The organism is Pedococcus bigeumensis, assembly GCF_039531795.1.
Taxonomy (GTDB): domain Bacteria; phylum Actinomycetota; class Actinomycetes; order Actinomycetales; family Dermatophilaceae; genus Pedococcus; species Pedococcus bigeumensis.
On the sequence record NZ_BAAAQS010000004.1, the window covers coordinates 1 to 14891 of the forward strand.

Genomic DNA, 14891 nt, shown 5'->3' on the forward strand with positions numbered 1-14891 from the left:
GGCCCGCGCTGCTGCTGCGGCGGCGAGTCCGTCCTGGCGCTGCTTCTCGAGCGCGACCGACGTCTTGCGGAGCGTGGCGAGCTGCGTCGTGAGCGCGCTCTGCTGCTTCTGGATCTGGGCGGCTGCCGCTTGGGCCGCGTCGGCCTGCGACTGGGCGGCGTTGCGGGCCGACTCCGCCGCGCGGGCGGCCTTGGCCTGCGCTGCTTGGGCCTGCGCTGCTTGCTGACGCATGGTGTCGGCCACGATCGAGGCGGCGGAGGCCTTCTGGAGGGCCTGGGCGCGGGCGGCGCTCACGGCCTCGAGGGCGGTGGCGCGGTCCATCAGGTCCTGGGGTCCGGTGCTGGACAGGTAGGCCTCGAGCTCACCGAGGTTGCCGCCCTGCTGGTACACGCTGGCGGCGTAGCGGCGCACCTGCAGACCCGCGGAGTCCGCGACCTGCTGGGCCTGTGTCGCGCGCTTCTTGGCGGCAGTCGCCTCCGCGGAGCGCTGGTCGAGCTCGTAGCGAGCGCCGTTGTAGGCCTCGGCCGCAGCTGCGGCACTGTCCTGCACCTGGGCCAGGCGGGCACTGGCGGCCACGTACTGCGCGTCCAGGCTGGCGATCCTCCCGCTGGTCGTCGCGACGGCGGTCTTCGCCTTGGCCACCTGTGCCTTCGAGGGGTACACCGGGGCCGGGTCGGCGGCCGCGGACAGCGCCATGGACACGGCGAGGACGCCGACCAGCGACAGCGTCGCGCCAGTGCGCAACGCGCGGCGTGCGGGGTGGGCCTTCGGCACGGGGGGATGCCTCTCGAGTGGGTGGGCGGGCGACTGGGTGACAGCCGGTCGAGACTAGAGCCGACTTTTCACTCGAAACCCTTTCGTCACACAAATCCCACGCCTTACACGGCCTTCCGGAAAATGACATGACTGTGATTACCGGAGTTACACCGATGTCTTTCAGCAGGTGATGACCACGCTTCGATCAGGTGTCCAACGATGGTCTCAAATCGATAACGAAATCGGCGTTTTCGCAGGTGAGAGCCCTCGCAGAGCCCCGGGAACGCTCTGCTGACAGCTAGGTCGGAGGCCTTTTCGGCGGGCTTGCGTGGGCGCGCGCGCACGGGCCAGGCGTGGGCCCGGCGTGGGCCCGGCGTGGGCCCGGCGTGGGCCCGGCGTGGGCCCGGCGTGGGCCCGGCGTGGGCCCGGCGTGGGCCCGGCGTGGGCCCGGCGTGGGCCCGGCGTGGGCCCGGCGTGGGCCAAGCGTGGGTCAGGGGTGGGTCACGGATGGGTCAGGGGGTGATCGACTCACCGGAGCGCAGGGCCTCGTAGGCCTTGGGATCGCTCTCCCGCAAACCGCGCCGGGTCTTGCGCCGGTAGCGCAGGATCTGCACGACCCCGGCCCCCCAGACGAGGTACTGGACCGACATGGCGGCCCGGAAGGTGTCGACGTCGTAGGTGCTCGGCCCGCCGGGGGCGACGCGGTCGAGGATGATCCCGATGAGGGTCACGGTCGACAGCGACGCAAGGAAACCACCGACGTTGACGATGCCGGTCGCACTGCCGAGCCGGGTGGGCGGGTTGAAGGTCCGCGCCAGGTCGAAGCCGACCAGCGACCCCGGTCCCCCGACGGCCGTGATGACGACCAGCAGCACCAGCAGCGGCAGCGGCGCCCGGCCCGGCCAGAGCAGCACCACTGCCCAGACCGTCATGATGGCGAAGACGATCCCGAGGATCAGGGTCGAGCGCGAGAACGGGTACTTCGTCACGAACCCGCCGATCAGCGGGCTGGACACCACCGTCGTGATCGTCATCAACATCAGCAACGTGCCGGCCGCGGATGGCGAAAGTCCTTGTCCCGCAACGAGGAACGGGTAGCCCCACAGGAGCGCGAAGACCGTCGCGCCGAACTGGGCAGAGAAGTGCGACCAGAGTCCGAGCCTGGTGCCGGGCGTCCGCCAGGCGGCCCGGACACTCCGGGCGATGGCCCGGACCTTGATCTGGTCGAGCTCGTGGTCCGGGTTCGGGGAGTCGCGCACGACGACCAGGACGATGGCGGCCAGGACCACTCCGAACAGGGCGGCCCCCCGGAAGGAGGGGGTCCAGCCCCAGGTGTGCAGCGCGTAGACCAGGGGCGTGGCCGCGACGAGGGCGCCGAGCTGGCCGAGCAACCCGGTCAGCTGCGACACCATCGGGATCCGCAGGGGCGGGAACCACAGGGCCACGATCCGCAGCAGCGGGATGAAGATCATGGCGTCGCCGATCCCCACGAACACCCGCGCCACGATGCCGATGGCGAAGGAGTCGGCGTAGGCGAAGCCGAGCTGGGCCACCGTCATCAGCGTGACGCCGGTCAGCAACAGGCGCTTGGACCCGAACCGGTCGAGCAGCGCCCCGACCGGGATCTGCATGGCGGCGTAGACGAGCAGCTGGACCATCGTGAACACCGACAGCTGGGTGGCCGCGATGTCGAAGCGCTCACTCGCGAGCAGGCCGGCCACGCCGAGCGAGCTGCGGTGGAACACCGCCAGGACGTAGACCGACACCGACGCGGCATACACGACCCATGCCCGCCGTCCACCGAGGGGGAACTGGGGGGCGGGCTTGGTCACACCCCAGTGTCCCGCACTGCCGCGCCCGTTCCGGCCGGGGGTGGCCGCCCGGGTAGGTTCACGGGGTGCAGGAGTTCACCCGAGACGGCTTGGTCTTCGACGTCAGCGACACCGGCCCGGACCGCGGCGACGCCGACCCTGGCGACACCGACCCTGGCGACACCGACACCTCCGACGCCTCCCCTGCCGCCCGGGAGGTGGTGCTCCTCCTGCACGGCTGGCCGCAGGACCGCCACGCGTGGTCGCGGGTGACCCCACCGCTGCTCGAGGCCGGGCTGCGGGTGGTGGCGTTCGACCAGCGCGGCTACTCGCCTCGCGCACGCCCGGCCGGGCGCCGGGCCTACCGCATGCAGGAGCTGGTCGCCGACGTCCTGGCGCTCATCGACGAGCTCGGCACCGCGCGGGTCCACCTGGTCGGTCACGACTGGGGCGGCTCGGTCGCGTGGGCCTTCGCCGAGCGCCACCCGGAACGGCTGCGCAGCCTCACCGTGCTGTCGACTCCGCACCACGACGCCATCGCGTGGGCGCTGCGCCATGCGGACCAGGCCCGACGCAGCTGGTACCTGGCCGCCTTCCAGCTCCCCGCCGTCCCCGAGGTGGTCCTGCGGCGCCGGCTGGCGACCGTCCTGCGGCGATCCGGCCTGCCCGAGCCCGACGTGCAGAGGTATGCCGCCCGCTTCCGCGAGCCGGGTGCAGCCAGTGCCAGCCTGGCCTGGTATCGCGCGATTCCCCTGCGGCGCAAGGGATCTGACAAGCCTGCCGCGCGCCGCATCTCTACCCCCACCGCCTACCTGTGGGGTCGGGACGATCCCGCGCTCGGACGCGCCGCGGCGGAGCGGACCCGCGACCACGTCGCGGCCGACTACACGTTCACCGAGCTCGACGCGGGCCACTGGCTCCCCGAGACGCACCCGGACGAAGTGGCCGCCGCCATCCTCGAGCGGCGGCGCACCCTCCCGCAGTAGATTCTCGCCAGGAGGTGGGTGATGACCGCTGGCACGGGCCTGGCCCAGGTGGCCCAGTACGCGCAGGACCTCGACCGGGCGGCCGCGTTCTACGAACGCCTGCTCGGGGCGCCGCCGCTGGCCCGCTTCGACCCGCCCGGCTTGCTCTTCTTCCCGCTCGGCGACGGCACCAGGCTCCTGCTCGAGGAGGGGGCCAGCTCGGCCATGCTCTACCTCCGGGTGGACGACGTACCCACCCGGATCGAGGAGCTCCGCGCCGACGGGGTCGTCGTCGAGGCCGAGCCACACATCATCTTCAGCCACACCGACGACACCCTCGGGCCGGCCGGCCACGACGAGTGGATGGCGTTCATCCGCGACAGCGAGGACAACCTCGTCGGACTCGTGAGCCACGCTCCGAGGGCAGACAGCTGACCGCAGCGGGCCCCCTCCCCGACCACGCGCTGGTCGTGCTCGTGGGGCCCAGCGGCTCCGGCAAGTCGACGTGGGCGGCACAGCACTACCGGCAGCAGGAGGTCGTGTCGTCGGACGCGTTGCGAGCCGTGGTCGGCAGTGGTGAGTCCGACCTCGACGCCTCGGCCGACGCATTCGCCCTGCTGCACCAGATCGTGGCTGGGCGCGCCCGACGCGGCCTCACCGTCGTCGTCGACACCCTCGGGCTCGACCCGGACCTGAGGGACCGGTTACGCGAGCAGGGACGCCTCGCCGGACTGCCGTGCGTCGCAGTGCTCTTCGAGACACCAGAGCCCGTCTCCCGCCAGCGCAACGCCGTCCGCGACCGGCCGGTGCCCGCCCGGGTCCTCGGCCAGCAGCACGCGGCCTTCGCCCTGGCGCGCGAGGCGGTGGCCGGCGAGGGCTGGGACGAGGTGCGCCACGTCGTGGACTCCGCCGCGCCGACGCAGGAGCGGGGCCTTGCGGCTGCACCGTCGCCGAGCCCCGCTGCCCCCTCCGAGAGAGGTCGCCCGCGCCCGGGCCCGGACGTCGTGCTCCAGGTGTCGCGGTTTCCCTGGGGCGCCGACCCGGCCGGCTGGCTGCGCTCGGTCGCCATCGCCGCGGACCACCACGGTTTCGCCGGGATCGCGTTGATGGACCACCTGATCCAGATCCCCCAGGTGGACCGCGCGTGGGAGCCGATCCCCGAGCCCTGGGTGACACTGGGCCTGCTCGCCGGCCTCGACACCGACCTGCGGCTCGGGACGCTGGTCTCACCAGTGACCTTTCGCGCGCCGGGCATCATCGCGAAAACCGTTGCCACGCTTGATGTCCTGTCAGGAGGACGCGCCTTCGTGGGTCTCGGTGCGGGCTGGTGGGAACGTGAGCACCGGGCGTTCGGCCTCCCCTTTCCCCCTGCGACTGAGCGGCTCGACCAGCTGGAGACCTGCATCGAGACGCTCCATGCACTGTGGGACAAGGGCACCAAGGCGTACGCCGGGAGCCGCGTCACGCTGCCCGAGACCACGGCATACCCCCGCCCGGTCGGGCGACCACAGGTGATCGTGGGCGGCTCCGGGGAGCGGCGCACGCTGCGGATCGCGGCCGCCCTGGCCGACGCCTGCAACCTACCCAGCGACGAGGACGCGCTGAGCCGCAAGCTGGCGGTGCTGCGGGCCCACTGTGCAGCGGTGGGCCGAGACCCGTCGCAGGTGGCGGTGACAGTGCTCGACCTCCCGGTCGTGGGGACCGACCGCGACGACACCTGGCGGAGGGTCGAGCGGTTGCGGGGACGGACGGCAGCGGCGGTGTTCGCCAGGCGCCACCACGCCGGCGAGGCCCCCGCCCACCGGGAGCGGTACCGCCGGCTCGCCGACGAGTTCGGGGTCAGCACGGTGTTCGTGGGGCTTCCCGACCTGGACGGGCCGGACGACGTCGCGCGCCTCGCGCCGGTGCTCGGCCTGAGCTGAGCACTCCCCGCGCACGACGGAGCCCGGCCGCCCCTGGGGCAGCCGGGCTCCGTCGGTGCCGCGGGTCAGGCCGAGGCCTTCACCCCGGTGAGCTGCGTCAGGGCGAACTCCGTGATGCGGACGAGGGCCTGCTTGGCGGACTCCCGGTCGCGGGCGTCGACCTCGATGACGGGGATGTGCGAGGGGATGGCCAAGGCCTCCCGGATGTCGTCGGGGCCGAACTCCTGCGCGCCGTCGAACTGGTTCAGCGCGACGATGAAGGGCAGGCCCTTGGCCTCGAAGTAGTCGACAGCGGCGAAGCTGTCGTCCAGGCGACGGACGTCGACGAGCACCACGGCACCGATGGCGCCCTTGACCAGGTCGTCCCACATGAACCAGAAACGACGCTGCCCAGGGGTGCCGAACAGGTAGAGAACGAGGTTCTCCGCCAGCGTGATGCGGCCGAAGTCCATTGCCACCGTGGTGGTGTGCTTCTGCTGCACCTTGGAGATGTCGTCCTGGCCCGCGGACTCGTTCGTGACGAGTGCCTCGGTGCGCAGGGGGTCGATCTCGGAGACGGCACCAACGAAGGTGGTCTTGCCGACGCCGAAGCCGCCGGCCACGACAATCTTCGTCGAGGCGCTGTTGCGGTTAGAGGGCGCGTAGTCCACTGAGTGTCCTTTCAATCAGTTCACGTCGTTCGTCGGATGTCGTGTTTTCGGAGATGGTGGTGCGCGTCTTCAGGTGACCGGCGGTGACCAGGTCACCGAGCAGCACCCGGGCGACGCCGAGTGGGATGTGCAGCTTTGCCGAGACCTCGGCCACCGACTCGGTGGCCGCGCACAGCTCGATGATCCGGCCCGAGAGGTCACCCTCCGGCCAGGTCGTGGTGCGGGCGGACGGCAGCACCTCGAACGTGGCCTCGATGGGGAGGTCGACCACGGACTCGGTCCGTCCTGACGTCAACGCGTAGGGCCGGACCAGGCGGGGGCCTGCCGACACGTCGCGTCCGTCCGGGGCCAAGGGACTAGCCCGTCATGGGGGTCCGGGCTGATGCGTCGATCATCTTGCCGACGCGGTCAACCAGAACCGCCATCTCGTAGCCGACCTGACCGATGTCAGAGTCGGTGCTGGTGAGTGCTGCCAGGTGCGATCCGTCGCCGACACTCATGAGGAGCAGGTAGCCCAGCTCCATCTCGATGACGGACTGGAGGACCGTGCCTCCCTGGAACAGGCGAGCCGCGCCCGAGGCGAGGCTGGCCATGCCCGAGGCCACGGCTGCCATCTGCTCGGCCCGGTCCACGGGGAGCTGCTCGCTGGCGGCCATGGGAAGCCCGTCGGCCGAGACCAGGATGGCGTGTGACACGCCAGGGGTCTCCGTCGCGAACTTGGCCACGAGCCAGTCGTACTCGCCCTTGGGCTGGGCCATGGCGTCAGTGGTGAACATCGGCTTCCTCTCGGTGTGTTCCATCTTGTGCCTCGGTGCGAGCGGAGCTCACACCGTTCTTGTGGCGGTTGAGGTTGCGGCGGATCGCTTCGGGATCGCGTCGCGATGCTGCGGGGGCAGCGGGCTTCTCGTCGGCCTCGTCGATCGCACCGGGGATCAGGTAGTTCCCGGGGCGTCGCTTGGGGAGACCGGCTGCTGACTCTTCCAGGGGTTGGGTCTCCTCGATCCGTGCGGCGGCGGACCAGGCCTGGTCCGCCTCGTTGGTGGACCATGACGTCCCTGTGGCTGCCGAATCGGTGTCATCGGTCAGCCAGCGCGACATCATCGCCCGGAAGATGGGGGTGTCGTTGAGGTTGCCGCTGGGCGTCTCCGCGTGGTCGGCCTCGCTGTCGACGTCGGCCTCGGCGGCCGGCTGGACCTGCACCGACTCGGCGTGCTCGGGCTCGGCGTGCTCGGGCTCGGCGTGCTTGGGCTCGGTCAGCTCGGCCACGACCGGCTCGACCTGCTCCGACTCGACAGCGGCCAGCACCTCGGTGGTCTCCTCGGCCGGCTGCTCGGCGACCGGCTCGACTGCCACGGTCTCCTCGACGGCCGGGGCCAGTTCGGCAGCAGCAGGCTCCTCGGCGACCGGGGTCGCGTCGGCGGCAGCCACGTCGCGGGCCCGGCGAGCGCCGAAGAACGACGTGTTGTGGGCACGCACCCGCGGGCGGGAGCTGGGGACCTCGGTCTCCTGGAGGCCGGCGGTGGCCGAGGCGGTCGCACCGGGGACGCGGGTCGGGAGGTGACCGGCCCCCTCGGCAGCGGGCGCCTCGAGCACCTGGGTGCTGTCGACGGGTGCCGCGACCTCGGCCTGCGCCTCGGTCTGGGTCTCGGTCTGGGCCTTGGCCTCGGTCTCAGCCTCGGCGACCGGCGTCGCGTCAGCCGCGACGACGTCGTCGGTGGGGCCCTGCGGGGCGTCGACGTTGGCCTCGGCGACCCACTCGGCGGGCACGTGGATCTCGGCACCGGAGTCGGTGGTGGACGCGGTGGAGTCGCCGGCCGCAGTGGCCTCGACCGGGGCGTCGGCACCGAGCTCGCGAGCCTTGGCGGCCTCGACCAGCTTGGCGCGGTGGTCCAGCCAGGCAGACAGGTTGGACGGCATCTGGCGGGGCTGGTTGGCCTCGGCCTCGGCCTCGAGGCGGGCGGCCTCGGCTGCTGCCTTGCCGCGACCGGGGAGCCAGCTGAGCCGGCCACCCTTGGCTGCGGGGGCGTCGGCCTTCGCGGCGGCCTTGTCGGGGTTCGCGTCCGGCTGCTCGGTGGACGGGGCGTCCTCGAACTCGCGGTACTCGGTGATCCCGGTGGCACGCGGCTTGCGGACCGGCAGGCCGGCCGCGGAGCGCTGGGGCTCGGTCGCCTCGGCCTGGGGCAGGTCCGCCTTGGCGTCTGCCTTGTTTGCCTTGTCGTCCTTGTCGGCCTTGGCCGCAGCATCCTTGGCGTCCTTGGCGTCCTTGGCGTCCTTGGCGTCCTTGGCGTCCTTGGCGTCCTTGGCGTCCTTGGCGTCCTTGGCGTCCTTGGTCGGGGTGGCCGGCTGCTCGGCCGGTGCCGAGCCGTTGACCTCGGCCTTGTCGGCCTTGGCCGCGGTGCCGTTGACCGGCGAGGCGTCGGCGTGGCCGTTCGTGGCCGCCTTCTCCTCGGCGGCCTCGGACCCCTCGATGACCGGCTTGGCCGGCGGCGCCTGGATGGCGTGCGCGGCCGTCGGGCCGTGCGCACCGGGCGTGCGGGTCGGGAGCTTCTTGGCCGCGTCGGTGACCGGGCTGGGCGTGGCGCCGCTGGCCCCGCGGACGCGGGTGGGCAGGCCGGCCTTCGTGGTGCCACCGACGGCGGACGTCGTGGGCGTCGTCGGTGCGGGAGCGGCGGCCGCGGGTGCCGCGGCGGCGGCAGCCGGACGGACCGGGCGCTCGCCCTTGGCGCTGTCGGCCAGCAGGCCGGCGGGCAGGTGGATCGACACGGTGACGCCCTGCTTGTCGTCGCCGTTGCGACGCAGGCGGACTGCGATGCCGTGCCGCTTGGCCAGGCTCCCGACCACGAACAGGCCCATGCGACGCGCGGTGTCGGCGGTGATGTCCCCGCCGTGCGCGAGCTGGTCGTTGAGGGCCGCGAGGTCCTTGGGCGGCATACCGAGGCCACGGTCGGCGACCTCGATGAGGAGCCCGCCCTCGGGCGTGCGGGCACCACGGATGGCGACCCGGGAGGTGGGCGGGGAGTAGGACAGGGCGTTGTCGACGATCTCCGCGACCAGGTGGATGAGGTCGGAGCCGACGGCGCCCAGGACGTGGTCGTTCGAGGTGTCGCCGATGTCGATGCGCTCGTAGTTCTCGACCTCGGAAACCGCCGCGCGGACGGCGTCGGACACCGAGACCGAGCCGGACATGCCACGCCGGGTGGAGGTGCCTGCGAGCACCAGCAGCGAGTCGCTGTTCCGGCGCATACGGGCGGCCAGGTGGTCGAGCCGGAAGAGGCTCTGGAGGCGCTTGGGGTCTTCCTCGTCGCTCTCCAGGCGCTCGATCAGGCTGAGCTGCTGGTCGATGAGGGAGGTGCTGCGGCGCGACAGGGTCTCGAACATGTGGCCGACCTGGACCCGGAGGCGGGCCTGGTCACCAGCCAGCGTGCGGGCCTGGGTGTGGAGGTCGTCCACGGCGCGGGCGAGCTGGCCCATCTCCTCGGTCGTGTGGACCGGGATCGGCACGAACTCGGGGAGCTCCTCACCGTCGCGCATCGCGGCGACGGCCTCGGGGAGGCGGTTGTTCGCCACGTCGAGGGCGCCCTGACGCACGGCGCGGATCGGGATGAGCAGGGAGCGCATCAGCGCGAGCACCAGGCCGAGGGCGAGCGCGAGGGCGATGACCACGATGGCGGCGTTGAGGATCGCCTCGGCGCGGTGCTGGGCAGCGCGGTCACGCAGGTTGCTCTCGAGAGCCTTGAGCTGGCCGTCCATGAGCTTGGCGTAGCCGGCGTTGCTCGACTCGATCACGATGCCGAGGCCAGCGATCTGGGCCTTGTCCGGGGGCTGCTGCTGCAGCGTGTAGTTGCGCCGGCCGTTCTCGTTCAGCAGCTGGCGGGTCTGGCTGACCTGGTCGGCGGGGGCGGTCGACAGCAGTCGCGTGAGGGCTGCGGTCTCGGCCCCGACCTGACCGATCGCGCGCAGGCTGGCTGACGCGTCGTCGGTGTTGGAGAGGTTGAGCTGCTCGCCGGTCATGGCGCGCTGGGCGGCGATCGCGTCCTGCAGGGCCACGACGATCTTGGCCGAGGCCGAGTCGTCGCTGAGGCCGAGGTCGCTGACGGCCGAGGACATCAGGGTGGCGATGTTGCCGGACTTGTCGATGACGACGTCGGAGAACGGGCTCTGCGTCTTCGCCGTGCGGACCGCCTGGCCGAGCGCGAGGGCGCTCTGGCCACTGGCCTTCACGGAGTCGGGGACCCCGTCGGCCTTGAGGGCGATACGGAGGTCAGCCGCGGCCGACTCGTACTTGGTGATCGCCGAGATGACACCGCCACCACCGACGCTCTCTGCCGCGGCGAGCCGCTGGACGGCGAGGTTGTAGTCGACGACGGGGCGGATGACCAGGACCGTGTCGGCTGCCTGGGAGAGCTGGCGCGAGGAGTCGAAGTCGTTCTTGACGCGCAGGCCGCCGAACACGAAGGCCAGGAGCACGGGCAGGACGATCGCGGCCGCAAGCTTCCGACGCAGTGGCCAGTGACCGAACGACCAGCGTTGGGGGACACGGCCAGCCGTCGACTGCAGTCTGGACACGGAGCCACCTTTCCTCACGACATGCGACGACTTGAGCAAGAACATTCTTGAATGAACGGAAACATACGGGTGCCCACACCGAGGCTGGATAGACCTCGGAGGCCACTTGGCACGTTTGGCCTGCGCACTACTGACCGAACGGACTAGACCACCTCGGAGAGCCAAACCAGCATGCCAGCGGGGTCGGCGGTATAGGAGGGGTCGAGCACCGGGAATGCCTGCCCGGGGTCAGCCGTGTGGTTTCGGTTGCCTCCGACGAGTTCCGCTGGCACCACGGGCAGCCCGTCGCGCCGCCGCCGGCTCACTCGCCCGGCACGACCAGCCGGTAGCCCTGCCCGGGCTCGGTCACGACGTAACGCGGGACGGCGGGGTCGGGCTCGAGCTTTCGACGGAGCTGGTTGGCATACACCCGTAGGTAGTTCGACTCCCTGCCGTAGCCAGGGCCCCACACCTCGCGGAGCAGCTCGCGCTGCGAGACCAGGTGGCCGGGGCGGCGGGCCAGGACCTCGAGCAGGCTCCACTCCGTGGGGGTCAGGCGCACCTCGGCCCCGGCCGCGACGGCCCGCCGCTCCGTGAAGTCCAGGCTGAAGTGCGGGGTGCGCACCGGCGCCACCGACGACGCCCCACCCTCGGCACGACGGCGCAGGGCCACCCGCACCCTGGCGAGCAGCTCGTCCATCGCGAAGGGCTTCGTCACGTAGTCGTCGGCTCCCAGGTCGAGCGCCTCGACCTTGTCGACGGAGTCGGTGCGTGCCGACAGCACGATCACGGGCACGTCCGAGACCTGCCTGACGCGCCGGAGCACCTCCACCCCGTCCAGGTCCGGCAGCCCCAGGTCGAGCACCACGAGGTCGGGCGGTGCGTCGTGGAACGACTGGAGGGCGGTGCGGCCGTCCCCCGCCGTCTCGACCGTGTAGTCGCGCGCCCGCAGGTTGATCGCGAGCGTCCGCAGCAGGTGGGGTTCGTCGTCGACGACGAGGATGGAGCTCACGGTTCCATCCTCGCAGTGATGCCTGCAGTACCAGTGGCGCCAGCCGCGTCGGCAGTGCCACCCCTCTCCAGGACGACGGGGCCGCCGTCGCGTCGGCCGACGATGCGGCTGTCCGGTGGGGTGATGGCGCTGCCGTGTCGCGCGAGCTCGATCACGACGGTCAGGCCCCCACCGGGGGTGTCCTCGGCGACGATCGACCCGCCCATCGCCTCGACCAGCCCGCGGGCCACCGCGAGGCCCAGCCCCACCCCTGTCCCCCGGGGAGTGTCACCGAACCGCTGGAACGGCGCGAAGATCGTCTCCTTGGCCCCCTCCGGGACACCGGGCCCCCGGTCGACCACCCGCAGCTGCACGCGCGTGCCCGTGGCGGCCGCCTGCACCACGACCTCCGCGCCCGAGTGCTTGAGGGCGTTCTCCAGGACGTTGGCCAGGACCCGGTCGAGCAGTCCGGCATCGGCCTCGGCCGGGGGGAGCGTGGCATCCATGTGGATGCGCACCCGCCGCGCGTCGACGAGCGGGGCCGCGGCGAGCGCGACGGCACCCTCGACGTCGACCGGGCCCAACCGCGGCACCACCGAGCCGCTCTGCAGCCGTGACATGTCGAGCAGGTTCGCCACCAGCGCGGTGAGCCGGTCGGTCGACTCCTCGATGGTCTCCAGCAGGTCCGCCCGGTCGCCCGCGCTGAACGCGACGTCCGGCTGTCGCAGGCTCGACGCGGCTGCCTTGATGCTCGCCAGGGGTGTACGCAGGTCGTGTGACACCGCGGCCAGCAGGGCGGTCCGGGCCCGGTTGTCCTTGGCGAGCACCTTGGCCTCCCGGGCCAGCTCCACCAGCTCGTCGCGGTGGAGGATCGCCCCGGCGCGCGAGGCGAACGCCGACACGAGGCGACGGTCCGCTCCGGACAGTGTGCGACCGGTGAGCACCAGCACCCGCGTGTCGTCCACAGCAGCGCGCACCGAGGCGGTGGCCACCGTGGCCAGGTCGAACCCCTCCGTCGCGGCCACCACGTCCCACGGTGAGCGCACGTCCTCGCGCGCCAGGACCGCCGCCGCGTCGACGGCGAAGAAGTCGACCGACTGCCGCAGCAGCGCGGGCAGCTGGTCGCGCTCTCCCAGGAGCGACTCCGCAGTCGCCGCCAACGCGTCGGCCTCACGGCGGGCCGAGCTCGCGGCGGCTGCTCGACGCTCACTCACGTGGACCACGGACGAGACGGCTGCCGCCACGACGACGAAGACCAGCAGCGCGATGAGGTTCTGGGGGTCGCTGATGGTGAGCGTGTTGACCGGCTCGGTGAAGAACCAGTTGATGGCGAGGCTCCCGAGGACGGCGGCTGCCAGGGCCGGCCACAGCCCACCGACCAGCGCGGTGAGCACCGTGACGAGGAGGAAGAGGAGCACCTCCAGTGGCAGGTCGTGCCACCCCGGTGTCGCACGGAGTATGCCGGCCAGCGCGGCTGTGCCGAACACCGCCAGTCCCCAGCCGAGCGCCGAGCGCCGCGCGCCGAGAGCCGGCCCGAACCGCAGGGGCGCGCGCACCGTCCGCGTCAGCTCGTGGGTGACGAGGTGCACGTCGATCTCCCCCGAGCCCTCCACGACGCGCTGGCCGACACCGGTCGACAGCACCTCCTGCCAGCGTCGACGCCGCGACGCACCGATGACGACCTGTCGGGCGGACACACCGCGGGCGAACTCCAGCAGGGCCGCCGCGATGTCCTCGCCCTTGACCGTGTGGAAGGTGCCGCCGAGCTCGACGGTCAGCTGGCGAAGGTCGGCGAGGCCCTCGAGCCTGGTGTCCACCAGGCCGTCGGGCGGGGTGACGTAGACGGCGAGCAGCTCGCCGCCGGCCCGCGACGCGATCTGGGCGCCACGCCGCAACAGGGTCCGCCCCTCCGGACCCCCGCTCAGCGCGACGACGACCCGCTCGCGGGTCGGCCAGGGCTCGGTGATGTGGTGGTCCGCGCGGTAGCGGTCCAGCCCCTCCTCGACCCGGTCCGCGACCCACAGCAGGGACAGCTCCCGGAGCGCCGAGAGGTTGCCCTCGCGGAAGTAGTTCGCCAGGGCTGCGTCGACCTGCTCCGCGGCGTAGACGTTCCCGTGCGCCAGACGACGGCGCAGCGCCTGCGGTGACATGTCGACGAGCTCGATCTGGTCGGCCGACCTGACCACCTCGTCGGGGACCGTCTCCTGCTGACGGACCCCCGTGATGGCCTCGACGACGTCGTTGAGCGACTCGAGGTGCTGGACGTTGACGGTGGAGATGACGTCGATGCCGGCGACCAGCAGCTGCTCGACGTCCTGCCACCGCTTGGCATGGGCGCTACCAGGGGCGTTGGTGTGGGCGAGCTCGTCGACGAGCACCACCTCCGGGCGTCGTGCGAGGACCGCGGCGACGTCGAGCTCGGCCAGGTCGCTGCCCCGGTGCGACACCGCGCGCAGGGGAATCCGTTCGATGCCCTCCATCAGGCTCGCCGTGAAGGCCCGGCCGTGGCTCTCGCACACGCCGATGACGACGTCGGTCCCGCGCGCGCGACGACGCCTCGCCTCGGAGAGCATGGCGACGGTCTTGCCGACGCCTGGTGCGGCACCGAGGTAGACCCGCAGCACTCCCCTGCTCATGAGCCGATTGTCGTCCTTCGGGTGCCGGGCGCGGCGGCCAGGCCGGTCATTGGTGCGCCAGCTCCTCGAGTGCGAGGTTCAGCTCCAGCACGTTGACCCGCGGCTCGCCGAGAAAGCCCAGCGAACGCCCCTGGGTGTGGGCGTCGACGAGCTGTCGGACTGCGGAGGCCTCCACGCCGTTGGCCGCCGCCACCCGCGACACCTGGGCCAGCGCGTTGGCCGGCGAGACGTGTGGGTCGAGACCACTGGCGGACGCCGTCAGGGCGTCGGCCGGAGCCGCACCCTCACCGATGCCGGGCCAGGCAGCCTGCCTCTCACGCACGGCGCTGACCTGTCCCTGTGCACTCGCCGCCAGGTTCGAACCGCCGCTGACACCACCGGCATACGCGCTCGCGGAGGGCCGGCCGTGGAACCACTTCGGACCCTTGAAGTCCTGGCCGAGGAGGCTCGACCCGACCACCCTCCCGTCACGGCTGACGAGGGAGCCATCCGCACGGTCTGACAGCCCGGCTCTCCCGACACCCCAGACCACGGCGGGGTAGAGCACGCCCAGGAGCACCGTGAGGACGAGCAGCATCCGCAGGGAGGCCACGAGCTGGCGAAGTGAGGACATGT

12 protein-coding genes are annotated in these 14891 nt (G+C 72.0%); 3 read left to right on the top strand and 9 right to left on the bottom strand.

The window, feature by feature from the left end; genetic code table 11:
• Both ABD262_RS15580 and ABD262_RS15585 read right to left on the bottom strand, forming a co-directional pair.
• A partial coding sequence (locus tag ABD262_RS15580) for a coiled-coil domain-containing protein (RefSeq protein WP_425564886.1) occupies positions 1-774 on the bottom strand: 774 nt, incomplete at its 3' end.
• Between the two features lie 494 nt (positions 775-1268).
• On the bottom strand, positions 1269-2588 hold the full coding sequence (locus ABD262_RS15585; RefSeq protein WP_344138254.1) for an MFS transporter: 1320 nt from the start codon (positions 2586-2588) through the stop codon (positions 1269-1271).
• Positions 2589-2653: 65 nt separating this feature from the next.
• Between ABD262_RS15585 and ABD262_RS15590 the strand changes: the two genes are divergently transcribed.
• The 3 genes from ABD262_RS15590 to ABD262_RS15600 are packed head-to-tail and all read left to right on the top strand — an operon-like array spanning position 2654 to position 5454.
• Entirely contained in the window at positions 2654-3553 is a 900-nt protein-coding gene (locus tag ABD262_RS15590; RefSeq protein ID WP_344138256.1) for an alpha/beta fold hydrolase, read from the top strand.
• A gap of 21 nt (positions 3554-3574) precedes the next feature.
• Positions 3575-3967, top strand: coding sequence for a VOC family protein (locus ABD262_RS15595; RefSeq protein ID WP_344138258.1), 393 nt, complete (start codon positions 3575-3577; stop codon positions 3965-3967).
• A gap of 35 nt (positions 3968-4002) precedes the next feature.
• Positions 4003-5454, top strand: a complete 1452-nt coding sequence (locus ABD262_RS15600) for an LLM class flavin-dependent oxidoreductase (RefSeq protein WP_344138260.1) — start codon at positions 4003-4005, stop codon at positions 5452-5454.
• Positions 5455-5519: 65 nt separating this feature from the next.
• Here the strand turns inward: ABD262_RS15600 and ABD262_RS15605 are convergent, their stop codons facing one another.
• The 7 genes from ABD262_RS15605 to kdpC all read right to left on the bottom strand — a co-directional run bounded on the left by ABD262_RS15605 (position 5520) and on the right by kdpC (position 14889).
• The gene (locus ABD262_RS15605; protein ID WP_344138262.1) at positions 5520-6104 is read right to left on the bottom strand and encodes a GTP-binding protein; all 585 of its coding nucleotides are present in this window, start codon (positions 6102-6104) and stop codon (positions 5520-5522) included.
• A complete protein-coding gene (locus tag ABD262_RS15610) occupies positions 6085-6435 on the bottom strand; it encodes a DUF742 domain-containing protein (RefSeq protein ID WP_344138264.1) in 351 nt (116 codons plus the stop codon). Before ABD262_RS15610 ends, ABD262_RS15605 begins: the two co-directional genes overlap by 20 nt.
• Positions 6436-6460: 25 nt before the next feature.
• Positions 6461-6880, bottom strand: a complete 420-nt coding sequence (locus ABD262_RS15615) for a roadblock/LC7 domain-containing protein (protein ID WP_255358340.1) — start codon at positions 6878-6880, stop codon at positions 6461-6463.
• Positions 6867-10670, bottom strand: coding sequence for a sensor histidine kinase (locus ABD262_RS15620; RefSeq protein WP_344138266.1), 3804 nt, complete (start codon positions 10668-10670; stop codon positions 6867-6869). The genes ABD262_RS15615 and ABD262_RS15620 overlap by 14 nt, the downstream gene beginning before the upstream one ends.
• A 301-nt stretch (positions 10671-10971) precedes the next feature.
• Complete coding sequence (locus ABD262_RS15625) at positions 10972-11661, bottom strand: response regulator transcription factor (RefSeq protein WP_344138268.1); 690 nt, start codon at positions 11659-11661, stop codon at positions 10972-10974.
• Positions 11658-14276, bottom strand: coding sequence for a DUF4118 domain-containing protein (locus tag ABD262_RS15630; protein ID WP_344138270.1), 2619 nt, complete (start codon positions 14274-14276; stop codon positions 11658-11660). The genes ABD262_RS15625 and ABD262_RS15630 overlap by 4 nt, the downstream gene beginning before the upstream one ends.
• Positions 14277-14322: 46 nt before the next feature.
• Positions 14323-14889: a potassium-transporting ATPase subunit KdpC gene (gene kdpC, locus ABD262_RS15635; RefSeq protein WP_344138272.1), complete on the bottom strand. Its 567-nt coding sequence runs from the start codon at positions 14887-14889 to the stop codon at positions 14323-14325.
• Positions 14890-14891 lie beyond the last annotated feature (2 nt).

Coding starts and splice junctions, on each gene's coding strand:
- kdpC (WP_344138272.1), bottom strand. CDS start 14,889: ATGTCCTCACTTCGCCAGCTCGTGGCCTCCCTGCGGATGCTGCTCGTC.
- ABD262_RS15615 (WP_255358340.1), bottom strand. CDS start 6,880: ATGTTCACCACTGACGCCATGGCCCAGCCCAAGGGCGAGTACGACTGG.
- ABD262_RS15595 (WP_344138258.1), top strand. CDS start 3,575: ATGACCGCTGGCACGGGCCTGGCCCAGGTGGCCCAGTACGCGCAGGAC.
- ABD262_RS15630 (WP_344138270.1), bottom strand. CDS start 14,276: ATGAGCAGGGGAGTGCTGCGGGTCTACCTCGGTGCCGCACCAGGCGTC.